Origin of the sequence: Streptomyces sp. NPDC005791 (genome assembly GCF_042871485.1) — a bacterium.
GTDB lineage: Bacteria > Actinomycetota > Actinomycetes > Streptomycetales > Streptomycetaceae > Streptomyces.
The window spans coordinates 211,625-237,343 of record NZ_JBIAIP010000014.1 but is presented as its reverse complement, the minus strand read 5'-3'; the positions used below and the strand labels follow the sequence as shown (position 1 = coordinate 237,343).

Here is a 25,719-nt window from a genome sequence, read left to right as displayed (position 1 = left end):
GTCGCACTCACAGCGGCCCCGACCTCGATGTCACTCTTCACGTCAGCCATCAACTGTCGCTTTCAGTACGGGAGTTACACCACTCACCGTACAGATCCTCAATACACCTAGGGGGCCCATCTGTAACTCGAAGCCGTGGAGACGCGTGGCGAGCCGGGCGATGGCGTCGGGGGCCATCGCGGGGCCGTAGCGGTCGGCGGCCTGCTCGGTCACCCGCTCGATGACCGTGTGCAGATACGTGCCCGTCCTCATGGCGGGGTCCACGATGCGTACGTCGTCCTCACCGAAGCCTGCCTGCTGTCCGAGGCGGGTGCGCAACACGTCTTCGGTGAGCCGGAGCATCTCCTCCACGACTTGGTGCGGCGTGTAGTAAGAGCCGCTCTTCTGACGCAGAGCCGGGTCGTACACGGTCAGGAAGTGTTCGTACAGGTGGAGGTACGAGTCTCGGTTGTGCACGCCGGGGGCGTACGCGGGATCGGGGCGTGTGGTCACGCGGCCCATCCCGGCGTACGTCCCCGGCGCGGGGCCTGGTATACCTCAGCCGCGGAAGCCCAGCAGGCCGTGCAGCGTCTTGCCCTTCGTGTTCGCGCCCGCCTTCGTGGCCGGGGTGGGCTTCGGTTCCGGCAGGGCGGCGCAGACCGCGTCCGGGCCGGTGCCGCCGCGGGCCGGGAGGGTGCTGTCGGTGAGGTAGGCCACCAGGTGGTCGTCCAGGCAGTCGTTGCCGCTCAGGGTGATGCCGTGGTTGCCGCCGCCCTGTTCGACGACGAGGCCGGAGCCCTTCAGCTCGCGGCTCATGACGACGGCGCCCTCGTAGGGCGTGGCCGCGTCGTCGGTGGCCTGGAGGAGCAGCGCGGGCGGGAGCCGGTCGTTGGTGACCCGCACCGGCTCCAGCGACTCCACCGGCCAGGTGGCACAGGGGGCGTTGTACCAGGTGTTGTTCCACGTCATGAAGGGCGCCTTGCGGTGCGCCTGTCGGCTGTCGTTGCGCCAGGTGTTCCAGTTCCGGGGCCAGCCGGCGTCCCGGCACTGCACGGCCGCGTAGACGGAGTACCCGTTGTCGCCGCTCCGGTCCACGGCGGCGAAGTCCTCGTACGCGGTGGCGAGCGCCTTCTGGTCCTTGTCGTTCACGTACGCCGCGAACGCCTCGGCGAGGCGGGGCCAGTAGCCGTCGTAGTAACCGCCCGGCAAGAAGGTGTCCTCGAGCTCGCTCGGTCCGACCTTGCCGGCTGCGGGGTGCTTCTTCACCGCGTCGCGCATCCGGTACCACGCGGCTTCGACCGCGGCCGGATCGCTGCCGAGCTGGTACCGGGCGTCATGCTTCGCGATCCACGCCATCAAGGCCTTGTGGCGGGCGTCGAACGCGTGGTCCTGGCCGAGGTTGTTCTCGTACCAGACGCCGTCCGGGTCGACGACCGAGTCCAGCACCAGACGGCGTACGCGCTCGGGGAACAGCTTGGCGTAGACCGCGCCCAGGTAGGTGCCGTACGAGTAACCGAAGTAGTTGATCCGCGGTGCGGCGAGCGCCCGGCGGATGACGTCGAGGTCCTTCGCTGCGCTGACGGTGTCCATGTACGGCAGCAGGTCGCCGTGCTTCTCGCCGCACGCGGCGGCGAAGGAGGCGGCCCGCTCGCGTGCGGTCCTCTCCGCCGCGTGGGAGTCCGGCACGGAGTCGGGGCGCACGGGCTCGAAGTGCTTCGGTACGCAGTCCAGGGCGGGAGTGCTCTTCCCGACCCCGCGTGGGTCGAAGCCGATGACGTCGTACTGCGCGGCGAGCTTCGTGGGCAGCGAGGACGCGACGAAGCCCGCCATGGAGAGCCCGCTGCCCCCGGGACCACCCGGGTTGACCAGCAGGGGGCCCTGCGTGGTCTTCGCCGTGTGCGGGATCCGGGAGAGGGCGAGGGTCACCTGTCTGCCCGACGGGTTGTCATGGTCGAGCGGTGCGCGGACGGTCGCGCACTGCAGAGCCGGATACGTCTTCGTCCCGCAGCCCTTCCACCGGAGAGGCGCGGCGGCGCGTGGGGTGGCCGCACCCGTCTCGGCGGACGCGGTGGACGGCGCTGAGGCGGTGGACGGCGCTGCCGTCACCAGGCCCGCGACCGTGGCGCCGACGGCGACCAGAATTCCTGCACGTTTCGTCATAGGGCCTCCCGGGTCGGGGAACGCGGCTGTGGGTGGCACAGCCCCCGCCGCATGCTTCCCGGTTCCGGGAAGGGGAGGACACCTGTCGTCTGGATTTGACCCGTTCGGGCAGGGAGACCGGTGCGGTCAGAGCAGGGTCAGCTGGGTGGGGACCGGCGCGTGACCGTCCGTGAGGGCCGGTGGGGCCTCACGGTCGATGCGGCGGGCGCCGCCCCGGTCGGCCGGTCCGATGCCGAACTCGGCCGCCAGTTCGTGCACACGGCGGGTGATGCCCCGCTGGTACCAGGTCGGCGCGTACGCCCCGTCCGCGTACATGTCCTCGTAGCGTCGCACCAGGTGCGGATGGTGGTGCGCGAGCCACTGCATGAACCACTCACGGGCGCCGGGCCGCAGGTGCAGGACGAGCGGCGTGACCGAGGTCGCCCCGGCGGCGGCGATGGCGCGGACCGTGGCGCGCAGCTGGTCGGGCCGGTCGCCGAGGAAGGGGATGACCGGGGCCATCAGGACTCCGCAGCCGATCCCGTCGTCCGTCATGGCGCGGACGACATCCAGGCGGCGTTCGGGGGAGGGGGTGCCCGGCTCGACCGTGCGCCACAGCTCGGAGTCGGTGAATCCGACGGAGACGGAGACGCCGACCTCCGTGACCTGGGCGGCCTGCCGCAGCAGGTCGAGATCGCGCAGGATCAGCGTGCCCTTCGTGAGGATGGAGAAGGGGTTCGCGTGGTCGCGCAGGGCCGCGATGATGCCGGGCATCAACCGGTAGCGGCCTTCGGCGCGCTGGTAGCAGTCCACGTTCGTGCCCATAGCGATGTGCTGGCCGTGCCAGTGGCGGGAGGCCAGATGGCGGCCCAGCAGCTCGGCGGCGTTGACCTTGACGACGATCTGGGAGTCGAAACCGAGCCCGGTGTCCAGGTCCAGGTAGCTGTGGGTCTTGCGGGCGAAGCAGTACACGCAGGCGTGGGTGCAGCCCCGGTACGGGTTCACCGTCCATTCGAACGGCATGCGGGAGGCCCCGGGCACCCGGTTCACGATCGAGCGGGCCCGGATCTCGTGAAAGGTGATTCCCCTGAATTCCGGGGTGTCGAAGGTGCGCGTCGTCACCGCGTCCGCGGCGAAGAGCGCGCCGTTCCCTTCCTTTGTCGTATTTTCGGCCAGATTGTCCCAGCGCATGAGCGCCTCCTTGGTAGCACTCCGCAGAGAATAGAACATACGTTCCCTTGATCGTGCACGGCAGGGCTCCGGGCCCGATTTTGAGGGGCCGCACCCGAGGTGATTGGCTCAGCACGACCCCGAACAACCGAGTGCTGGAGGAGCAGGCATGGCGCAGGTCGAGGCCACGACAGAGCGGATCATCGCGGCGGACGCAGAGACGGTGTTCGATGCGCTGGCCGACTACAAGGAGGTCCGGGGCAAGGTGATGACCGGGCACTTCAGCGAGTACGAGGTGCGCGAGGGCGGCGACGGCGAAGGAACCCTCGTCCACTGGAAGCTCCAGGCCACGAGCAAGCGGGTCCGCGACTGCCTGCTCGAGGTCACCGAGCCCACGGACGGACAGCTGATCGAGAAGGACCGCAACTCCTCCATGGTCACCACCTGGACCGTCACGCCGGCCGGCGAGGGCAAGTCCAGGGCCGTGGTCACGACCGTGTGGAACGGCGCCGGCGGCATCGGCGGATTCTTCGAGAAGACCTTCGCACCCAAGGGCCTCGCCCGTATCTACGACGAGCTGCTGCAGAATCTCGCCACCGAGGTCGAGAAGTAGCCCCGATCCTCCCGCTGTTGACGTCACGGCCGGCCTCACCGGAACGGGTGGTTCTCCGGAGGGGCCGGTTGTGCGCCGTAGTGCCTCCCACCGGCGCATAAGCCCTCTGTGCGCGCCGTGCGCGCGCCTGGTCGCGTTTGCCCCGACCCTGCTGGACGCGGCGGGCAACGTGGTCGACACCCTCACCACCGGCTCCGACGGGGCGTTCAGGTTCGTGGACCTGTCGACCGGTGGGTACACCGTGATCGCCGTCGGTTATCCGCCGGTCGCCACCGTGCTCCAGCTCCCCGGAGGCGGATGGACCGAGCGCGACCTCCAGCTGGGCCACGAGGACTGAACACCGGGCGGGTGTGCGGAGCGCCGCACACCCGCCTCGTTCAGGGCAGCAGACGGGGCCTCCGCCTCGCCGCGACGTCCTCGACCCAGCCGAAGCACACCACCGCCGCCGCGATCAGCACCCATGCGACGCCGAACTGCGTCCACAGGCTGTCCAGCGGCAGGTGCCGCTCCAGAGCCGGCACCTCCCACATCAGATCGATCAGCGGTACCGCGGCCATCAGTGCCACCTCGTGCCAGAGGTAGACCGTCACCGCACGGGCGTTGAACACCGTGACGACCCGGTCGGCCGCCGGACGGCGTACGAGGCCGTCGAAGCGGGGCCGAAAGCGTAGGAGAAGCAGCACGAACCCCGCCGACCACAGCGCCTGGGCGAGCGGGATGTCGTCCAGGTCGTACACACCGTCCGCCGGATGCCCCGACGCCCACCAGGCGCCCGCGGCCATCAGCGGAGCCGCGACGGCCACCGTCCCCGGGCCGCGCAGCCGGTCGAGCACCCCGTCGCGGTGTGCGAACCCGAGCAGCCAGCAGAACAGGAACACCGACGCGTCACTCAACGCGCTCCCCAGCCGACCGTCCGGCACCCCGGACACCGTCTCCAGCACCACGACCGGTACCAGGGACAGTCCGAGCACGGGGAGAGGGGCGAGCCGGAAAAGACGCAGGAACAGCGGAGAGAGCAGCACGAACCACAGATAGGCGCGCAGGTACCAGAGCACCGCCCAGGCCTGCTCACCCCACGCGTCGCCGGGCGGATCGCCGACGGGCAGCACCCAGAGCAGCACGTCCGGTCCCGGCACCCAGCCGTGCAACAGCATCGCCACCCCGAGCACGAGGCCGAACAGCCACACCGGGATCAGCAGCCTCCGCATCCTGCCGCGGAGCACCCCGGGAGCCGGTCGCTCCAGCGAACGGGCCATGAGCGAACCGGCCAGCGCGAACATCACGCCCATGGACGGGAAGACGAACCCCAGCCACGGCCACTCGAAGGTGTGGTAGGTCACCACCCGGACGAGCGCCACGGCCCGCAGCGCATCGAAGGACCGGTCTCGGCCGGTGCCCGTGGTGGCCGTGGGGGACGGCGCGAGTGCCGTCCTGCGGTGCGTCCCCGCCACTACGACGCCCCCACCTGGGGCGTGCCGACCTCACCGGTGCGCTTGAGCTTCTGCCAGCGCAGCCGGCCGCCGGTCGCGGCGGTGACACAGGAGTGGATGAGCACGAGGTACATCAACTGCCGGTACGCGAGCTGCTGGAGCGGCAGCATCAGCAGATACCTGTACTTCTCCCGGTCGAGACGGAAGGCGTACGCCGCGCAGAACAACTGCACGGCCAGGACCGCCAGCCAGGCGAGCAGCGATGCCCGGAAGTCCACGAAGAGCATCGCGTAGACGGTGAAGACGTCGATGAGCGGCGCGAAGACCGGTGTGACGATCTGGAAGAGGACGACGAGCGGCATGCCGACCCGGCCGAAACGGCCGGAGGGCCCCCGGTCGGTGACGGACCTGCGGTGCTTCCACAGCGCCTGCATGGTGCCGTAACTCCAGCGGTAGCGCTGACGCCACAACTGCCCCAGTGAGGCCGGTGCCTCGGTCCAGGCGCGGGCGTGCTCGGCGTAGACGACACGCCAGCCGGCGCGATGGAGCGCGATGGTGATGTCGGTGTCCTCGGCCAGTGTGTCCTCGCTCATCCCGCCGACCTCCAGCACCGCCTGGCGGCGGAAGGCCCCGATCGCGCCGGGGATGGTGGGCATGCACCGCAGCAGGTCGTACATCCTGCGGTCCAGGTTGAAGCCCATCACGTACTCGATGTGCTGCCAGGCACCGATCATCGTGGAGCGGTTGCCCACCTTCGCGTTGCCCGCGACCGCACCGATCCGTGTGTCGGCGAACGGCTGGACGAGCCGGTGCACCGTGTCGGGTTCGAAGACGGTGTCCCCGTCCATCATCACGACGATGTCGTGACGGGCCTGGCGGACACCGTTGTTGAGGGCGGCCGACTTGCCGGCGTTCTCCTGCCGGATCACCCGGACGTCGGGCAGGCCGAGCGCTTCCGCGATCTCGGCGGTGCCGTCCGTCGAGCCGTCGTCGACGACCACGATCTCGATCGGGTGGGTGCTGGCCGCCAGGGAGCTGAGCGTACTGGCGATGCACTCCTTCTCGTTGTACGCCGGAACGATCACACTGACCGGATCCGTCACCTCGGGGCCCCAGGTGAAGCTGCGCCGGTTGCGTCGCCTGTAGTGGCGCCGGGCGAGCAGGAGCATCATGCCGAAGCGGGCCAGGACCGCGGCCCCGACGACCGCCAGCACCGCGGCCAGCCCCGGCACGGTCCACTCGGCGACCGCGACGGCGGCGAGCAGGGCGCGGCCCTCCCACACACCGGCGGTGTCCGCCGCACGGTGGGCGGCCTGTTCCGCGTTGCCCTGGACGAAGCCGGGCTGCCGGGTGCCGGGCCGCCCGGGGTCGCCTGCCGAGGCACCGTCCGTCGCACCGGCGCCCTCACCGGCGGCGGACGCGTCCTGCTGCTGGGCGCCGCTGACGGTGGTGAAGGTGTAGCCCTTCGCCTTCATCTTCTTGATGTACTTCGGCAACGCGGCCAGCGTCTCGGACCGGTCGCCGCCCGCGTCGTGGAACAGCACCGAAGCGCCCTCGCCGTCCTCCGGGGTCGCCCACGTGACGATCTTGGAGACGCCCGGCTGCTGCCAGTCCTCGCTGTCGGTGTCGATGAACACGCTGGTGTAGCCCATCGCGCCCAGGCTCTCGTAGACGGGCCAGCTGTAGTCGTCGATCGCATCGGTCTTCGAGGAGTACGGGGCACGGAACAGCGTCGTCGTGATGCCGGCCGCGCCCGCCAACGCGAGCTGCGTCTGGGCGATCTCCCGTTTGACGCGTGCCTCGCTCTGATAGGAGAGATCGACGTGGGTGAAGGTGTGGACCCCCACCTCGTTGCCTTCGTCGACCATCCTGCGGACGACGTCCGGATAGCGCGAGATCATCGAGCCGACGAGGAAGAACGTGCCCGGCACGTCGTTCTCCTCGAGGATGTCCAGGACCTTCTCGCTCCACTCGGGGTCGGGGCCGTCGTCGAAGGTCAGCACGATGGTCTTGTCCGGTACGGACTGCGTACGGGCGGTGCCGCCGGCGAAGCTCAGGATGGGCCCGCCCTCCAGCACCTCGCCGGGCACCGAGTCCGCGGAGGCGTCGGTGCGCACGCGCTGGTCGTCACCGACCTCGGCGCGCAGATAGCCGTCGAGCAGCATCGTGCAGACGAGCCCCAGCAACAGCAGCAGAGCCATGATCACGCGGGGACGGGGGACGGCCTGGCGGCCGACGCGGCTGATCCTGCCGGGCGTGGCGTGCCGGCGGCGTGGAGCGGCCATCAGTTCGTCCTGCCCGTCGCCGTCGCCGTCGCCGTCGCGGTCGAGGTCGCCGCAGCCTGCGCCTGGCCGGATGGTGCCGCCCCGCCGGACGCGGCAGGTGCCGGCGCGCCACTCGGCGCTGCGGTGCCGCCCGGTGGCAGGCCGTACCCGGGCCGCGTCCCGCCGCCCGGACCGGCTTCCGCGGCCGGGCCGCCGTCGAAGGGCAGCAACTGGGAGGGGGACAGGGAGATGCCGCCCATGAAGGCGAGCCCCAGCACGGCGGCGTAACCGACGCAGACGATGCCCACCAGCATGCCGGCGCGGCGCAGCAGTCTGGCCCGGCGCCCCGAACTGTCCACGAAGACGGGGCCCTCCTGGGGCCGTTCCGCCGTGCGGCGGCGCTCGGCCGAGCGGGCCGGACCGGCGTGTGCCCGGCGTCGGCCGCGCGGAGCCGGGTCTTTCTCGATGACGGGGTCGGATTGCATGTGCGCATGGTGGCGAAACCAGTTGTGCGAAGTCTGGAGCCTTCCTGGCCGCACGCTGTGAAACGGGCCCGAACCTGTCGGACCGCTGAGAGTGCGCCGGGTGCGGTATGCCTGCTCCGTGCCGCACCGACCCGTCCCGACCGGGGAGTTGACTCCTGCAGCGGACGCTGCGAGGTCATTCCCATGAGTTGCCTGTGACTCCGCGCGGGCTCGTGGTGTGAGAGGTTCAGGGTGTCCCGGCAGCACCGGCTGCCGATCCGGGCGACCTTCCGAGAGCAGGTGCACACACGTCATGCAAAGGCGCACACGGTTTTCCTCAGCCGTAGCCGGTCTGATCGCGCTCGGTCTCGCCTGCTCGGCCTGCACGACGGGCGGCGTCGCCGACCAGGCGAAGGGGTCCGCCCCTCCCGGGCCGGTGGCCGCGCACACCGCCTACACTCCGTACGTGAGCGCCACGACCGCCGCCGACACCGACAGCGCGGGGTCCCCCGACACGTACAACCTGGCCTTCGTGACGTCCGACGCGTCCGGTTGCACCCCCCTCTGGGGCGGCACCACGGAGGCCGGGAGCGACGCGGTCGTGGCCCGAGCCGAGGCGCTCACCGACACCGGGGCGGACCTCCGGGTCTCCTTCGGCGGCGCCGCGGGCACCGAGGCGGCGCTGGCCTGCGACAGTGCGGAGGAACTGGCCGACGCCTACGCCGAGGTGCTCGACGCGGTCGGTGCCACCAAGGCCGACTTCGACATCGAGGGTGACGCGCTCACCGACACCGCCTCCGTCACCCGGCGCAACGAGGCACTCGTCCTGCTCCAGGAGGAGCGCGACCTCGACGTCACCTACACGCTGCCCGCGATGCCCACGGGGCTGGAGGACACCGGGCTCGCCTTGGTCCAGGACGCGGTGGAGCGGGGCGTCGAGCTCTCTGCGGTCAACATCATGGCGATGAACTACAGCACGTCCCACAGCGGCGACATGGGCGACTACGCGGAGCAGGCCGCTGCCGCGGCCCACGACCAGCTCATGGACGTACTCGGGCTGTCGCGGGCGGCGGCGTGGAAGGCGCTGCACCTCACTGTGATGATCGGGGTCAACGACGTGGAGGGGGAGACGTTCACGCTCGACGACGCCGTGTCCCTGCGTGCCTTCGCCACACGGCAGGGGGTCGGCGCGCTCTCCCTGTGGGCGGCCTTCCGCGACCAGGAGTGTGCCTCGGGCGAGGACACGAAGACCGCCTCGGACACCTGCAGCGGAGTCGGCCAGGCGGCGGGCGCGTTCGCCGGGGCGCTCAGCGGCTGAGGGCATCGTCCGGCGCTTCGACACCGTCGCCACCCGGGCGGGCACCGCTCACGGACATCGCCACGCGCTGTGTCGCCTCTTCAGCGGGTCAGTGCGAGGACGTGGTCGCGTACGACGGACACCACGGCCGCGACGTGGTCCGTCAGATAGAAGTGACCACCGTCGAAACTGTGGAGGTCGAACCGCGCCGATGTCCGGTCGGCCCAGTGGCGCATCTCGGCCGGGGAGGCCACGGGATCGCTGTCACCGGCCAGGGCGAGCACGGGGCAGGAGAGCCGTGGCCCCTCGGTGTGCCGGTAGGTCTCCACGGCCCGGTAGTCGGCGCGGAGAGTCGGCAGGAGCAGGGAGCGCATCTCCGGGTCCTCGAGCACGCGCATGTCCGTCCCACCCAGCCGCCTGATCTCGGCCATGAGACCGTCGTCGTCCCGCAGGTGCACCTCGCGCGTCCGGCCGTCGTCATGGCCCCGGCTGCCGGAGACCATGAGAGTGACGGGCGGACCGCCGGACTCGGTCAGCCGTCTGGCGACCTCGTAGGCGACCACCGCTCCCATGCTGTGGCCGAACAGGGCCAGTGGCCGACCGGCCCACGGACCCAGTGCCTCCACGCTGTCGTCGACCAGCTGATCGACGGTGCCGGCGAGGGGCTCGGTCCAGCGGTTCTGGCGCCCGGGGTACTGGACCGCCAGAACGTCGATGTCAGGACGCAGCGCGGCGGAGAACGGCCGGTAATAGCCGGCCGCACCACCGGCGTGCGGAAAGCACACCAGGGCCGCTTCCGCACCAGGGGACGGATGGAACCGCTGTATCGCCTCACCCGTGACGTGGACGGCGTTGTTCACCTTGGTTACTCCTCGACGGTGGGTACGTGACGGCGGAACACCCACGCCAGAGCATTCCTGCTTTTCTGCGGATGCGCTTGTGGAGCCCGGTAGTTGAGTGTCCGACCGGCCGGTCGAGCCCGCGGTTCGCGTGCCGGTTCCACCGGTGTGGCGGCGGTGCGGACTGCGCCATTGTTCCCTCGTACCCGCCGATAAGTCCAGCGGTCCGTGGAATCCGGGGCAGCGCACCGCGGATGATGTGAGAAGTGCGCAACGGAGGGCGGGGCGTTTCGTTACCTACGGGCAATCACATGGTCTGGTCCTTTCGGGCGGGTGGAAACTCGGCAGAGCCGTGAACCGCGCGAATAGCCGATGCCACTTCGCCGTTGCGTGTCATTCACGGAGCCCGTCCGACAACGAGTCCGGGGGTGGGCGACACCACCAGGAGGTGTAGGGAAAGCCCCTTGTTGGCGGGTCGGCGGCATGTCTAACGTGATCACACATCGCTCGTACGAGGGACTGCCGTTGCCGACCGATCGTTGGTGGTGAGACTGGAAAGCCGCTCGGCCGGTAAGACCCCTGAGGGTGGAATATCTCCTCTCTCGCCGATATCTCACATAATCCATTGACCGCTCCGGACTCCTCGCGGCACGGAAATCAGGCCGTGTATGCGTGCGCGTATATCCGGGGCCGTGTTCCTGGGTGACGTAGCCGCAAGCAAACAGCTTCGTATGGCCTTGTCCCCTGTTCCGCCGTCTCGTACCACCCCCCAGCTGACCTTCCGTGTCCGTTTTCTTGTCCTCCTTTGCGCTGCGGCACGCACACGCCGTGTGGTCAATACGCCTCAGCTGGATTTCGTCACTGCCGCAAGATGGGAACAGTGCCATGAGCGTTTCTCCAGAAGCCCCCGACCCCCGCGACGACATCGCAGTCATCGGACTGTCGTGCCGCCTGCCCGGTGCGGCTGATCCAGACGCGTACTGGCATCTGCTCAGCGCCGGTGCGACCGCTGTCACCGAGGTCCGGGACGGGCGGTGGGACGGGCCGGCGCTCTACGATCCCGACTCCACCCGCCTGGGCAGGACCAACTCGCGCTGGGGCGGGTTCCTGGAGGACGTCGGCCACTTCGACGCGGAGTTCTTCGGGATCTCCCCTCGTGAGGCCGCGGCCATGGATCCGCAGCAGCGGCTCATGCTCGAACTCAGCTGGGAAGCTCTGGAGAACGCGGGCGTGGTGCCCGACGCGCTGCGGGGAGCGCAGGTCGGCGTCTTCGCCGGCGCGATCGGTACCGACTACGCGACGCTCAGCCAGCAGCAGGGCCTGGAGAGCATCGACCACCACACCGTGGTCGGTCTGAGCCGCGGCCTCATCGCGAACCGCGTGTCGTACGCGTTCGGTCTGCGGGGTCCCAGCTTCGTCGTGGACTCCGCGCAGTCCTCCTCACTCGTCGCCGTGCACCTGGCCTGCGAGAGCTTGCGGTCGGGTGAATCCGAACTGGCGCTGGCCGGTGGTGTGCACCTGAACGTCGCGCCCGACAGCACGGTGGCCGCCTCGAAGTTCGGCGGTCTGTCGCCCGACGGACGCTGTCACACGTTCGACGAGCGGGCCAACGGCTACGTCAGGGGTGAGGGCGGCGGCCTCGTCGTCCTGAAGCCCCTGCACAAGGCACTGGACGACGGCGACACGGTGTACTGCGTGATCCGCGGCAGCGCGGTGAACAACGACGGGGCGAGCGACGGCCTCACCACCCCCGACGCCTCGGCGCAGGAGTCCGTCCTGCGGACGGCGTACGAGCGGGCGGGCGTCGACCCGAGCAGGGTGCAGTACGTCGAACTGCACGGCACCGGCACCAAGGTCGGCGACCCGATCGAAGCCGCCGCGCTGGGCGCGGTGACCGCCCCCGGGCGGGCGGACGGCGCACCACTCGCCGTGGGCTCGGCCAAGACGAACGTCGGCCACCTGGAAGGCGCCGCGGGCATCACCGGGTTGCTCAAGGCGGTCCTGGCGATCCGGTACGGCCGGCTTCCACCGAGCCTGAACTTCGAGCAGCCGAATCCCCTCATCCCCTTCGCGGAACTCGGGCTGCGCGTCCAGACCGAACTCTCCGACTGGGGCCACCCGGCCCACGAGCGGCTGGCCGGCGTGAGCTCCTTCGGCATGGGCGGGGCCAACTGCCACGTCGTCCTGGCCGGCGCGCCCCGGACGGTGCCGGCCGCTGCCTCGAAGACGCCTGCCGCTCCGCCGGCCGCCGGGGGGACGCCGGTGCCCTACGTGTTCAGTGCCAGGAGCGCGGCAGCCGTGCGCGGCCAGGCCGCGCGGCTGCACGCGTTCCTGGCGCGACGGCCCGGCGTCGACCCCGTCGGCGCCGCCTCCACGTTGCTCACGTCCCGCACGCTCTTCGACCACCGGGCCGTTGTCCTGGCTCCGGACGGAGACGCTCTGCGGGCGAGCCTGGACCGGATCGCGCACGGTGCCCCCGGGGAGGGTGCCGTCGTGGGACACGTGGGCTCCTCGCGTGACACCCGCAAGGTCTTCGTCTTCCCCGGCCAGGGCGCCCAGTGGGCCGGCATGGGCAGGGAACTCCTGTCCTCCTCCTCCGTGTTCGCCGACTGCATAGCCCGCTGCGACCGGGCACTCGGCGCCTACGTGGACTGGTCGTTGACCGAAGTGCTGGCCAACGGGGAAGGACTGGAGCGGGTCGACATCGTCCAGCCCGTCTCGTGGGCGGTGATGGTGTCCCTCGCGGCCATGTGGGAGGCGGCAGGCGTGTCGCCCGACGCCGTGGTCGGCCACTCCCAGGGGGAGATCGCGGCTGCCGTCGTCGCCGGCGCGCTGTCCATGGAGGACGCCGCGAAGGTCGTGGTACTGCGCAGCAGGCTGATCGCCGACCGGCTGGCCGGGAAGGGAGCCATGACCTCGGTCGGCCTGCCGGCCGACGAGGTGCGTGCACGGATCCAGTCCCACCCGGGCGTCTCGGTGGCCGTGGTCAACGGCCCCAGGTCGACCGTGCTCTCCGGCGATCCGGGGGTTCTCGAGGGCCTGGAGGCCGAATGGGACCGGACCGGCGTCAAGGTCTGGCGCATCGCCGTGGACTACGCCTCGCACAGCCCGCAGGTGGACTCCCTGCGGGATGAACTCCTCGACGACCTGGCCGGCATCACACCGGTCGCCGCGCGAGTGCCCCTGATGTCGACGGTGGAGTGTGCCTGGCTGGACGGTGACGCCCTGGACGCCGAGTACTGGGCGCGCAATCTGCGCGAGCCGGTGCGCTTCAGCACGGCGGTCCAGGAGCTGCTGGCCGCGGGTCACACGGATTTCATCGAGTGCAGTCCGCACCCCGTTCTGACAGCGGCCGTCGCCGACATCGCCGACGAAGCAGCCGTGGCGGGCGTCTTCACGACCGGTTCGCTGCGGCGCGACGACGGGGGACTGGAGCGGTTCCTCACCTGCCTCGCGGAAATGTACGTGCGAGGCGCTCGCGTCCGCTGGACCGAGTTCCTTCCCGACGGTGTCGAGCCGTTGCCGGCGCACGAGCTTCCGACGTACGCGTTCCAGCGGCGGCGGCACTGGATAGCCGCCGGGCCCTCACGCCCGAAGGGCCCCGCGCCGGCCGTCACCGCGCCGTGGGAGGCGGACGCCGAGCCGAAGCGACAGGAGACCGACGCGCTGCCCGCGCTCGACCTCGTCCGTGCGCAGACCGCCCTGGTCCTGCGCACCGATCCGGCGGACGTCCAGGTCGACCGGTCGTTCAAGGACCAGGGTTTCGACTCGGTCATGGCCGTGGAGCTGCGCAACCGGCTCAACGCCGCCACCGAACTCGCGCTGCCGTCCGGCGTCGTCTTCGACCACCCCACCCCTGAGCGCCTGGCCGGGGAGATGGACGCCCTGCGCGGTGCGGGTGGTGCTGCCGCGGCGGTGGCCGAGGCCGTGCGGGTCTCGAAGATACCGGTCGAGGACGATCCCATCGCCATCGTCGGCATGAGCTGCCGGTTCCCCGGGGGCGTCCGGTCCCCGCAGGATCTGTGGCGACTGGTGTGTGACGCGGAGGAGGCCCTGGGCGACTATCCCACCGACCGCCACTGGGACGTGCTGGATCCCCTCGTCGGGGGTGCGGCCGGTGAGGGACGTCCCCGCAAGGGCGGTTTCCTGTACGACGCCGCCGGGTTCGATGCCGAGTTCTTCGGCATCGCACCGCGCGAGGCACTCGCGATGGACCCCCAGCAGCGACTGTTGCTGGAGGCGTCGTGGGAGGCGCTGGAGGCGGCCGACATCGTGCCGGACACCCTTCGGGGCAGCCGGACGGGAGTCTTCGCCGGGGCCATGGCGGGGGACTACGGGACACGTCTGCACGAAAGCCCGGACCATGTCGCCGGGCATCTCCTGACCGGTCAGGCGAGCAGCGTGGTGTCGGGCCGGGTGGCGTACAGCCTCGGGCTCGAAGGGCCCGCCCTCACGGTGGACACGGCGTGCTCGTCGTCCCTCGTGGCGCTCCACCTCGCCGCTCACTCGCTGCGTCAGGGCGAGTGCTCCCTCGCATTGGCCGCAGGCGTCACGGTGATGAGCACGCCCGGGATGTTCACCGAGTTCGGACGTCAGCGCGGACTTGCCGCGGACGGCCGCTGCAAGGCGTTCTCGGAGACGGCGGACGGCACCGGATGGGCGGAGGGCGTCGGTGTCCTGGTGGTGGAGAGGCTGTCCGACGCCCGGCGTAACGGTCACCGTGTCCTTGCGGTGCTGCGGGGGTCCGCGGTCAACCAGGACGGCGCCTCCAACGGCCTGACCGCGCCGAACGGGCCCTCTCAACAGCGGGTGATCCGGCAGGCGCTGGCCAACGCCGGCCTGTCGGCGGCCGGTGTCGACGCGGTGGAGGCACACGGCACCGGTACCACGCTGGGCGACCCGATCGAGGCGCATGCGCTTCTGGCGACCTATGGGCAGGAACGCGAGGCCGAGCATCCCCTGTGGCTCGGTTCCCTGAAGTCGAACATCGGGCACACCCAGGCCGCGGCAGGCGTCGCCGGCGTGATCAAGATGGTCATGGCCCTGCGACACGGCGTACTGCCCCGGACGCTGCACGTGCAGGAGCCCTCACGGAAGGTCGACTGGACCGCGGGCTCCATCGCGCTGCTCACCCGGGAGCAGCCTTGGCCCGAGGGCGAGCGGGCCCGGCGTGCGGCTGTCTCCTCCTTCGGCATCAGCGGAACGAACGCCCATGTCATCATCGAGCAGGCGCCCCCGGGCGAGCCGGCCGGCGACCGGCCGGAGCAGCTCTCCACGACGGAGCGGACGGCCCTTCCGTGGGTGGTCAGTGGGAAGTCCCCGGCAGCCGTGGCGGCCCAGGCGGAGCGATTGCGTTCCTTCGTCGCGGCGCAGCCTGAACTGCGGCCGTCGGACATCGCGTACTCACTGGCCACGGCGCGTACCGCCTTCCCGCACCGCGCCGTCGTGGTCGGCCGCGACCGCAAGGAGCTGCTGTCGGGGCTGGAGGCCCTTGCGGGCGGTCGCAGCGCTCCGGGCGTGGGCAAGGGACACGTCGTACCGGAGGGCAAGCTTGCCTTCATGTTCACCGGTCAGGGCGCCCAGCGCCTGGGTATGGGCCGGGAACTGCACGCTGAGCATCCGGCGTTCGCCGCCGCGTTCGACGCCGTGGTGGACGAGCTGGACCGGCATCTGGACCGTTCGCTGCGCGAAGTCGTCTGGGGTACGGACAGGGAACTGCTGGACCGCACGGTCTACACACAGGCAGCGTTGTTCGCCGTCGAGGTGGCGCTGTACCGGCTGTTGGAGGACTGGGGTATCCGGCCGGACTACGTCACCGGCCACTCGATCGGAGAACTGACGGCCGCACACGTGTCCGGCGTGCTGTCCCTGCCGGACGCGGCGCTGCTGGTCGCGGAGCACGGCCGTCTGATGCGGCAACTGCCCGCGGACGGTGCCATGGTCGCCGTTCAGGCGCGTGAGGACGAGATGCTGCCGCACCTGACCGACCGGGTGGGCGTCGCGGCCGTCAACGGCCCTGAGTCGGTCGTCCTGTCCGGTGACGAGGAGGCCGTACTGGCGCTCGCCGACGAGTGGGCGCGACGTGGCCGCAGGACGCGCAGGCTGGCGGTCGGCCACGCCTTCCACTCGCCCCTGGTGGAGCCCATGCTGGAACGTTTCCGCAGTGTTGCGGAAGGTCTCACCTACGGCACCCCTGACATCCCTCTCGTGTCCAACGTCACCGGGCGCGGCGCGTCCGCACAGGAACTCGGTGACGCCGAGCACTGGGTCACGCACGCACGGGACACGGTGCGCTTCGCCGACGGCGTCCGCCACCTCGGGGAACAGGGCGTCACCCGCTTCCTGGAACTCGGCCCGGACGGCGTGCTGAGCGCGATGGCACAAGGCTGCCTGGACGACACCGGCCGGCTGATCCTGCCGGTACTGCGCGAGGACAGGCCCGAACGGACGTCACTGGCCCTCGCCGTCGGCCAGCTGTACGCGTCGGGCACGGAGATCGACCGGGCCCCCTGCTTCTCGGGCACGGACGCCCGCGTGGTGGAACTGCCGACGTACGCGTTCCAGCACGAGCGTTACTGGCTGGAACCGCTCGCAGGGGAGGCCGACCTCGCGTCCGCCGGCCTGATCCCGATGGGGCACCCGCTGCTGGCGGCGGCGGTGCAGCTGGACGACGGAGCGGTGCTCACCGGCCGGCTCAGCACCCGGCGCCTCCCCTGGCTCGTCGACCACCGGGTGGGCGGTGCCCTCGTGGTGCCGGGTACGGCACTGCTGGAGACGGCGGCGCGGGCCGCCGAGCAGACCGGCCACGGCGAGGTCACGGAACTGCTGCTGCACGCTCCGCTGGTCATCGCCGACGGTGAGGCGACCGACGTACAGGTGCGGATCGAGGCGACGGGCACCCCCGGTGTCTCCGCGCTCCACCTGCTCGCCCGGTGTGCCGGTGCCGACGAGTGGACCTCGCACGCCACGGGGACGCTGGGCGGGGAGCCGGCAGCCGCACCGGAGGGCGCGGAGTCCTTGACCGCGTGGCCTCCGGCGGGCGCCGTGGCGCTGGACGTCGAGCACCACTACGACGAACTGGCGGCACGCGGCCTCACGTACGGTCCGTCCTTCCGCGGCGTGCGGGCGGTCTGGCGCAACGACGACGAACTGTTCGCCGAGGTACGGCTGCCGGACGCCGAAGCGGCGCAGTGCGGCGCGTACCTGCTGCACCCCGCGTTGCTGGACGCGGTGCTGCACCCGCTCGCCGCGGGTGAGCTGCTGCCCGACGCGCAGGGCGCGCGGCTGCCGTTCTCCTGGTCCGCCGTACGCCACCACGCCCGCGGAGCCTCGGCTCTGCGCGTGCGGATGCGGAGGGAAGGACCCGACACGGTCCGCCTGACGGCCTGGGACACGCAGGGCGGCCCCGTCATCGAGGCCGGTGTGGTGCTGCGGCCGGTGTCGGCGGCGAAACTCCGGCTGGCGCTGTCCGCCGGCCGCGAGGAGCCGCTGTACCGGATGGTGTGGGAACCGCTCGCGACCGCGAGCGGTGGGCAGGCTCCGTCGGCGCAGCGATGCGTGGTGGTCGGCGACGGTCCTGTCGTCGAGGCGGCCCACGACCACCTGACCGGTGCCGCCGCGGCGGTCGACCGCATCGACGGTCTCGCGGGGACGACACCCGAGCGGGTGCGCGCCGGGCTGGCCGCGGTGCTGGAGCGGATCCAGTCGTGGCTCGCCGGGCCACGGCCCGAGGGCGAGCGCCTGGTGGTGATCACCCGGCAGGCGTGTTCGACCGGTCCCGACGTGGCGGTCGATCCGATGCACGCGGCCGTCTGGGGACTGGTCCGGACGGTGCAGACCGAGCACCCCGGACTGGTGCGGCTCATCGACACGGACGGGACGCCGGACGTGCCCGAAGGGCTCTCCTCGGCCGTGGCCGCCGCGGCACCGCAGCTCGCGGTGCGGGGCGGTGAGCTCCTCGTCCCGCGACTGGAGCACGTCGAGGCATCGGCCGGCGCCCCGCCGCCGGCGGCCGCCGACCCGGGCGGTGACGCCGGAGCAGGGTGGGCGAACGCCTCGGTGCTGGTGACCGGGGCGGGAGGCGTGGTGGGTTCGGCGCTCACCCGTCATGTCGTAGCCACTCAAGGGGTCGGCCATGTCGTCCTCATGAGCCGGCGTGGCGCGGCGGGACCGGGCGTGACCGAACTCGCCGACGAGCTCCGGGAGCTGGGGGCCACGGTCACCGTCGCCGCCTGTGACGCGGCCGACCGCGGGCAGGTCGCCGCGGTCCTGGCGGACATCCCCGCCACTCACCCGCTGCGGGGTGTCATCCACGCCGCGGGGACGCTGGCGGACAACCTCGTCGACACTCTGACCCCCGACCGGTTGCACGCCGTGCTCGGTGCCAAGGTGGACGCGGTGCACGTGCTCGACGCGGCCACCCGGGAACTGGAGCTGGACTGGTTCGTGGCGTGCTCGTCCGTCGCCGGCTGGTGGGGGACCGCCGGACAGGCGAACTACGCGGCGGCGAACGCGTGTGTGGACGCGCTGATCGAGGACCGGCACCGTGCGGGTCACCGCGCGCTGTCGCTCGCCTGGGGGCTGTGGGAGGAGAAGAGCGAACTCTCCGGGCACCTGAGCGACGTGGACATCCGCAGGATGGCACGTGTGGGGATCGAGCCGCTGTCCACGGCGGACGCGCTGCGGGCGTTCGACAGTGCGCTGGCGCGGCGGGAACCGGTCCTCGCACCGGTCCGGCTGGGCGTGGTCGGCCTGCCGGGTGCCGCCACGGAATCCCTTCCGCCCTTCCTCGCGACACACGCTTCCGGTGCGCGCGTCCCGGCCCGTGTGCACGCGGCACAGTCGCAGCCGACGAGTCCGGCCCCCGTCCCGGCCGGCCCTTCACCCATGGCACTACCGCCCATGGGGGAGCAGCGGCGTCAGACCCTGACGGACCTCGTCCGCACGAGCACCGCCGCGGTCCTCGGACGGCAGGACCTCCGTGAGGACCAGTGGGAAGCGTCGTTCTCGGAGCTGGGTGTGGACTCGCTGATGTCCCTCGAGCTGCGCGGGATCCTGAACGAGGCCACGGGGCTCCGGCTGCCGCCCACCTTGCTGTTCGACCGGCCCACCCTCTCGTCGCTGGCTGATCACCTCGTGCGGGTTCTCGACGCAGGGGAGGAGCCGGCGGCGGCCCAGGTGCCGCAGACCGCGGCCACCACGGCCGTGGAGGACGACCCGATCGTCATCGTGGGCATGGCGTGCCACTACCCCGGAGGCGTCGAGTCGCCCGACGACCTCTGGAACCTGGTGGCGAGCGGTTCCGAGGGCGTGACGCCGTTCCCCACGGACCGCGGCTGGGACTTCGAGACACTGTTCGCCGACGATCCGGACCTGCCGGGCACCAGCCACACACGGTCCGGTGGCTTCCTGCACGACGCCGCGATGTTCGACGCCAAGTTCTTCGGTATCTCCCCGCGTGAGGCGCTCGCCACCGACCCGCAGCAGCGACTTCTGCTGGAGACCTCCTGGGAGGCGCTGGAGCACGCGGGCATCAACCCGCAGACGCTCAAGGGCTCACCGACCGGCGTGTTCGCCGGCATCATGTACCACGACTACGGCTCCCGCCTCCACGAGACCCCGGACGGCATGGAGGGCTATCTGATCAACGGCAGCCTGGGCAGCGTTGCGTCGGGCCGGGTCTCGTACGTCATGGGGCTGGAGGGTCCGGCCATGACGGTGGACACCGCGTGCTCGTCCTCCCTGGTCGCGTTGCACCTGGCGAGTCAGGCACTGCAGCGGGAGGAGTGCTCACTGGCTCTCGTGGGCGGGGTGACCGTGATGTCCATCCCCAGCACGTTCATCGACTTCAGCCGGCAGCGGGGGCTCGCGCCGGACGGACGCTGCAAGGCCTTCTCGGCCGACGCGAACGGCACCGGATGGGCCGAGGGCGTGGGTGTGCTCGTCGTCGAGAGGCTGTCGGAAGCCCGGCGTAACGGCCACCGGATCATGGCCGTCGTGCGTGGCTCCGCGGTGAACCAGGATGGTTCCTCCAACGGTCTGACCGCCCCGAGCGGTCTCGCCCAGCAGCGCGTCATCCGGCAGGCCCTCGCCGACGCGGCACTGTCCCCCGAGGACATCGACGTGGTCGAGGCGCATGGCACGGGCACCGCCCTGGGTGACCCGATCGAGGCCCAGGCGCTCCTGTCGACGTACGGACACGACCGTGAGCGGCCCCTGTGGCTGGGTACGCTGAAGTCCAACATCGGGCACAGCCAGGCGGCCGCCGGGGTGGGCGGTGTCATCAAGACCGTCATGGCGATGCATCACGGTGTCATGCCGCGGACGCTGCACGTGGGTGAGCCCACACCGCACGTCGACTGGGGCTCCGGGGCGGTCCGGCTGCTGACCGAGGAGCGGACATGGCCGGCGGAACACGGTCCGCGGCGGGCGGCCGTCTCCTCCTTCGGCATCAGTGGCACCAACGCACACGTGATCCTGGAGCACCCGGCGGACCCCGCCCCGGCGGACCCCGCTCCAGAGGGGCCCGCGACGAGCGTGCTTCCCTGGGTGCTCAGCGGCACGACGCGCAATGCCCTCGTGGCGCAGGCGACCCGTCTGCTCGATTTCGCCGAGGGGCGGCCCGAGGCGGACGACCACGCGGTCGCCGCGACCCTGGCCTCGGGGCGCGCGACCTTCAGGCACCGCGCCGTCGTGCTCGGCACCGATCACGAGGAGCTCGTCAGCGGACTGTCCGCCGCCGCGCGGATGGAACCGCATCCTCACGCCGTTCTCGCCGACGACACCCGCGAGGCGGGGAAGACCGCGTTCCTGTTCTCCGGGCAGGGCAGTCAGCGGCCGACGATGGGCCGCGAACTGTACCGGGCGTTCCCCGCGTACGCCGAGGCGTTCGACGCGGTGAGCGCGGCCCTGGAGGTCCATCTGGACCGCCGGCTGACGGATGTCGTCTTCGCCGACGCCGACGACCCCGAGGCGGCCGCGGTGCTGAACCGCACCGAGTACGCACAACCGTGTCTGTTCGCCCTGCAGGTCGCACTCTTCCGGTTGATCACCTCCTGGGGGGTGCGTCCGGCGTACCTGGCCGGCCACTCCGTCGGCGAGATCGCGGCGGCGCACGTGGCCGGCGTCCTGTCGCTGCCGGACGCCGCCGCACTGGTCACGGCGCGCGGCCGTCTGATGCAGGAACTGCCCGACGGCGGCACCATGGTCACCGTCCAGGCTCCGGAGGACGAGGTCAGGGCCCTGCTGGCGGGTCATGACGCCGTCGGTGTCGCGGCTGTCAACGGGCCCGCCGCCACGGTCGTGTCGGGCGACAGCGGGCAGGTCGCGGACATCGTCGGACAACTGGAGCGGCGCGGCCGCAGGACCCGTGCGCTGCGTGTGAGCCACGCGTTCCACTCGCCGCTCATGGAGCCCATGCTCGACGGCTTCCGCGCCGTCGTGTCCCGGATCGACTTCGGCGTGCCGCAGATCCCGCTGGTCTCCACACTCACCGGCGCACAGGCCGGAACCGGCGATTTCACCTCGGTCGAGTACTGGCTGACGCACGTGCGCGAACCCGTCAGGTTCCACGACGGCGTGCGCGAGCTGGAAGCACAGGGAGTGCGGACGCTCGTGGAGCTGGGACCGGACGGAACACTGTCCGCCCTGTCCGCGGGGTGCCTGCGGGACCCGTCCGGTGCCACGCTGGTCCCCCTGCTGCGCAAGGACCGGCCGGAGGACAGGGCGCTGCTCGAGGCGGCAGCCCGTCTGTTCGTGCAGGGCGCCCCCGTGCGGTGGAGCTCGGTGTTCGGTGGGGCGGGCGGGGACCAACCGCCGCTGCAGCTGCCCACCTACCCCTTCCAGCGGGAGCGGTACTGGCTCGACCCGGCCCCCGCCCCCGCCGCACGCCACGCCGCGGACCTGCCCGGTCAGCTGGGACATCCGCTGCTGAACACGGCGATTCGTCTCGCAGGCGGCGCAGTGGCCCTGACCGGCCGGCTGTCCACCACGGGCGCGAAGTGGCTGCCGGACCACCAGGTGGGCGATGCCGTCGTCGCGCCGAGCACCGCGATCCTGGAGATGCTGGCCGCGGCCGGACAGCAGGTCGGTGCCCCGCGGGTCGCCGAACTCGTCCTGCGCGCACCGATGGTGATTCCCCCGGAGGACGACCTGGACGTCCAGCTGTTCGTGTCCCCGCCCGACGGCCAGGGACTGCGCGACGTGAGCGTGCACTCCAGGGCCGCGGTGGCCGGGGACGACGTGCCGTGGACCGACAACGCGACGGCGCGGGTCACGCGGCAGGTGGCCGGGACGGACCCGGAGGCCGACTTGATGCCGGCCTGGCCGCCCGGCGGATCGGAGCGCCTCGACCTGGAAAAGGCGTTCGTCGACCTCGAGTGGCAGGGCCTGCGCTACGGACCCGCCTTCCGGGGCGCCGGGGCCGTCCTGGGCCGGGAGGGGGAGGTCTTCGCGGAGATCGAACTGCCCGTGCACGTGGAGGGGGAAGCGGAGACGTATCTGCTGCATCCGGCCCTGCTCGACGCGGCACTCCATCCGCTCACGGTGCCTGGAGTGCTGCCGGAAGCCGCAGGACTGCGGCTGCCGTTCACCTGGACCGGTGTGGAGATCCACCGGCGGGGTGCCGCACGGCTGCGCGTCCGGCTCGTACGGACCGGTGAGAACACCGTGGCGCTCACCGCGTGGGACCCGGACGGTGAACTGGTGGTGACGGCCGACGGTCTGACCCTGCGGGTGATGGGGCCGGACGAACTCGGAGCTCTGCGCAGTACGCCGTCGCCGCAGCAGTGCCTCTACGAGGTGCGGTGGGCGCCCGTCCCGGCGGCCGCACCGACGGCCGGCGGTCCGGCACACCGGTACCTCGTGCTGGCCGGGGACGCCAGGGCGGACGCGGTTGCCGCCCGTATGGCGCAGGACGGCAGGGACGCGCGCTTCCTGAGGTGTCTCGACGGTGACGCCCCGGCTCCCGCACGGGTGCGTGCCGCGCTCTCCGCCGTCCTGACGGAAGTGCAGGCCTGGCTGGCCGAGGAACGGGATCCGCAGGAGCGTCTGGTCGTCGTCACACAGGACGCGGTCATGACGGACGGGCAGTCCGGGGGCGGTGACCCCGCGCAGGCAGCGGTCCTGGGCATGCTGCGCACAGCACAGACCGAGTACCCCGGACGTCTGCTGCTGGCCGACGTCGATGTGGACCCCGCGTCGGTCGACGGCCTCGCGGCACTGCTGGTGGACGGTGAACCGCAGATCGCCGTCCGGGCGGGGAAGGCGCACGCCCCCCGGCTGGTCACGGCAACGGGGGGCGCTCCCGGACAGGCGGCGGCCGGCGCTCATCCGGCGGACTCCGGCACTGCCTGGGCGACGGCGTCCCTGCTGGTGACGGGAGCAGGAGGCGTGGTGGGATCGGCGCTCGCACGGCACGCGGTCCGGACACACGGCGTGGGCCACGTGGTTCTGCTCAGCCGACGAGGCGAGCGGGCTCCCGGCATGGTGGAGCTGGCGGACGAGCTGCGCGCTCACGGCGCCACGGCCACGATCGAGGCAGGTGACGTCAGTGATCGCGACCACCTCGTGAGCGTCCTGTCACGCATACCGGCGGACCGACCGCTGCGCGGTGTCATCCACGCGGCCGGCACGACCCAGGACGGCACCTTCCGCGAACTGGCGTGGGAGGGGCTGGAGCACCTGCTGCCGTCGAAGGTGGACGCCGTGCACCACCTCGACGAGCTCACCCGGCATCTCCCGCTCGACTGGTTCGTCGTGTGCTCGTCGGCCGCGGGCTGGTGGGGCAGCGCCGGACAGGCGAACTACGCGGCGAGCAACGCCTGCGTCGACGCCATGGTGCAGCGACGCCGTGCTGCGGGACACGCGGGTCTGTCCCTGGCCTGGGGGCTGTGGGCCGAGCGCAGCGAGCTGAGCGGACATCTCGACAGCGGTGACCTGCGCCGGCTCGCCCGTCTCGGCATCGCCCCTCTCGCCACCGTGGACGCGCTGACGGCCTTCGACACGGCTCTGGGAGCGGACAATCCCGTTCTGCTGCCGCTGCGGCTGGACACCCGGAACCTGTCCGACACCGAGGCGTCGCCCCTCACGCCCCTGTTGCGCGACCATCTGCGTCCGTCGTCGAACGGTGCGAAGCCCTCGGGCCCGGCGGAAGCCGCGAGGGCGCTCGGGGAGCGGCTGGCCGCCCTGGGCGCGGACGAGCGGGCGAAGCTGCTGGAGTCGGTGGTGGCGGAGGAAGTCGCGGCGGTCCTCGGGTTCACCACCACGGAGGACGTCGAGGCGGACCGCAACTTCTTCGAGATCGGGTTCGACTCGCTGACCGCTCTCGAACTCAGGAACCGCATCGAGAAGCTGGTGGGGCAGTCACTCGCGGCCACCGTGGTCTTCGACCACCCCACTGCCGACGCGCTGGCACGGTACCTGCACACGCAGATCACCGTTCCGGCCGAAGCGGCGAGGCCCGCCGTGAGCGTCGTCGAGCGAGGGCACGAGGCACCGGCGGTGCCCGAGCCGGTGCTCCCCCTGAAGGGACGGACCGTCCTGCTGACGGGGGCCACCGGAGCGCTGGGGCAGCTGTTCGCGACGGCGATGGCCGAGGCCGGGGCGAACCTCGTGGTCACCGGGCGCAATGTGGAGACGCTCGACCGTCTCGCGCACGAGCTGCGGGAGCGACAGGCCGAGGTCCTCGCGCTGCCGACGGACCTGGGGGATCGCGAGTCGATGCCGCGGCTGCTGGCGGCGGTCGGTGAGCGGTTCGACGCGGTCGACGTCCTGGTGAACAACGCGGGGGTGACCGGTCCGGCCGGCCCGCTGTGGGAGACGGACGACGACGCGTGGTGGCACGCCATGGAGGTCAACCTCCGCGGGAGTACGCGCGCTTGCCGAGCCGTGCTGCCGGGCATGATCGAGCGGCAGCGTGGACGCGTCATCAACATCGTCAGCTCGGCGGGGAAGCACCGGTGGCCCCTAGTCTCCGGCTACTCCGTGTCGAAGGCCGCATTGATCAAGCTGGGTGAGAACCTGGCGCCCGAGCTGGAGGGGACGGGAGTGGCGGTGTTCAGTTACCACCCGGGCCTTGTCGACCTCGGCATCACCCAGCGGCAGATCGAGGGCGGTGTGACCGGGGAGCGGTGGAGCGACGAAGTCAGGTCGTGGCTGCTGGAACAGCGCGAGAGCCGGCGGCTCGCCGATCCCCGTCGCTCGGCGGAGATGCTCGTCCGCCTGGCCGCAGGTGAAGCAGATGCGCTGTCCGGCCGCTACCTCACCGTGGAGGACGACATCGCCTCTCAGCTGAACACCCGGCGATCGGTCAGGTGAAGGGCACGGACAGGTGAGCCGGTGCCCCGGCCGGTGATGCGGATCTTCCAGGCGGGAGGTCCGCATCGCCGGCCGGGGTCTGCGCCGGACCCGCCCCCTCCCGCTGTGCGGACACCGGACACCTGCTGACGGTGGGGAGGGGCAGGACCACTCGGTCAGGACGTGCGAGCGGCCCGGGAAGCGACGAAGCTCCTGAACCGGCGAGTCGG

At 71.4% G+C, this 25,719-nt stretch carries 10 protein-coding genes and 1 pseudogene; 4 read left to right on the top strand and 7 right to left on the bottom strand.

Translation table 11 applies throughout. The annotated features are described in order from the left end of the window. Nucleotides 1-42: 42 nt before the first annotated feature. The 3 genes from ACFYSH_RS26330 to ACFYSH_RS26320 all read right to left on the bottom strand — a co-directional run bounded on the left by ACFYSH_RS26330 (nucleotide 43) and on the right by ACFYSH_RS26320 (nucleotide 3,309). Nucleotides 43-492, bottom strand: coding sequence for an N-6 DNA methylase (locus ACFYSH_RS26330; protein WP_388755798.1), 450 nt, complete (start codon nucleotides 490-492; stop codon nucleotides 43-45). A gap of 45 nt (nucleotides 493-537) precedes the next feature. Then, a complete protein-coding gene (locus ACFYSH_RS26325; protein ID WP_388755795.1) occupies nucleotides 538-2,139 on the bottom strand; it encodes an alpha/beta hydrolase in 1,602 nt (533 codons plus the stop codon). Nucleotides 2,140-2,265: 126 nt separating this feature from the next. Continuing rightward, a complete protein-coding gene (locus ACFYSH_RS26320) occupies nucleotides 2,266-3,309 on the bottom strand; it encodes an Rv2578c family radical SAM protein (protein WP_388755792.1) in 1,044 nt (347 codons plus the stop codon). A 148-nt stretch (nucleotides 3,310-3,457) separates the two neighbouring features. Between ACFYSH_RS26320 and ACFYSH_RS26315 the strand changes: the two genes are divergently transcribed. Beyond that, nucleotides 3,458-3,901 carry an SRPBCC family protein gene (locus ACFYSH_RS26315; RefSeq protein WP_359465918.1) on the top strand — a complete coding sequence of 148 codons (444 nt, stop codon included), beginning with the start codon at nucleotides 3,458-3,460 and terminating at the stop codon, nucleotides 3,899-3,901. Between the two features lie 145 nt (nucleotides 3,902-4,046). After that, a pseudogene (locus ACFYSH_RS26310) lies at nucleotides 4,047-4,238 on the top strand (hypothetical protein); the annotation flags it as partial. Nucleotides 4,239-4,278: 40 nt separating this feature from the next. Here the strand turns inward: ACFYSH_RS26310 and ACFYSH_RS26305 are convergent. The 3 genes from ACFYSH_RS26305 to ACFYSH_RS26295 are packed head-to-tail and all read right to left on the bottom strand — an operon-like array spanning nucleotide 4,279 to nucleotide 8,080. Then, nucleotides 4,279-5,352, bottom strand: coding sequence for an acyltransferase (locus tag ACFYSH_RS26305; RefSeq protein ID WP_388755789.1), 1,074 nt, complete (start codon nucleotides 5,350-5,352; stop codon nucleotides 4,279-4,281). Further along, nucleotides 5,352-7,616: a bifunctional polysaccharide deacetylase/glycosyltransferase family 2 protein gene (locus ACFYSH_RS26300; RefSeq protein ID WP_388755786.1), complete on the bottom strand. Its 2,265-nt coding sequence runs from the start codon at nucleotides 7,614-7,616 to the stop codon at nucleotides 5,352-5,354. The genes ACFYSH_RS26305 and ACFYSH_RS26300 overlap by 1 nt, the downstream gene beginning before the upstream one ends. Next, on the bottom strand, nucleotides 7,616-8,080 hold the full coding sequence (locus ACFYSH_RS26295; RefSeq protein ID WP_388755783.1) for a hypothetical protein: 465 nt from the start codon (nucleotides 8,078-8,080) through the stop codon (nucleotides 7,616-7,618). Before ACFYSH_RS26295 ends, ACFYSH_RS26300 begins: the two co-directional genes overlap by 1 nt. Nucleotides 8,081-8,372: 292 nt before the next feature. Between ACFYSH_RS26295 and ACFYSH_RS26290 the strand changes: the two genes are divergently transcribed. Continuing rightward, entirely contained in the window at nucleotides 8,373-9,377 is a 1,005-nt protein-coding gene (locus ACFYSH_RS26290) for a chitinase (protein WP_388755780.1), read from the top strand. Between the two features lie 80 nt (nucleotides 9,378-9,457). On the opposite strand, the gene ACFYSH_RS26285 is transcribed toward ACFYSH_RS26290, so the two are convergent. Then, complete coding sequence (locus ACFYSH_RS26285) at nucleotides 9,458-10,216, bottom strand: thioesterase II family protein (protein WP_388755777.1); 759 nt, start codon at nucleotides 10,214-10,216, stop codon at nucleotides 9,458-9,460. An 864-nt stretch (nucleotides 10,217-11,080) separates the two neighbouring features. On the opposite strand from ACFYSH_RS26285, the gene ACFYSH_RS26280 reads away from it, so the two are divergent. Beyond that, nucleotides 11,081-25,510, top strand: a complete 14,430-nt coding sequence (locus ACFYSH_RS26280; protein WP_388755774.1) for an SDR family NAD(P)-dependent oxidoreductase — start codon at nucleotides 11,081-11,083, stop codon at nucleotides 25,508-25,510. Nucleotides 25,511-25,719: the final 209 nt, after the last annotated feature.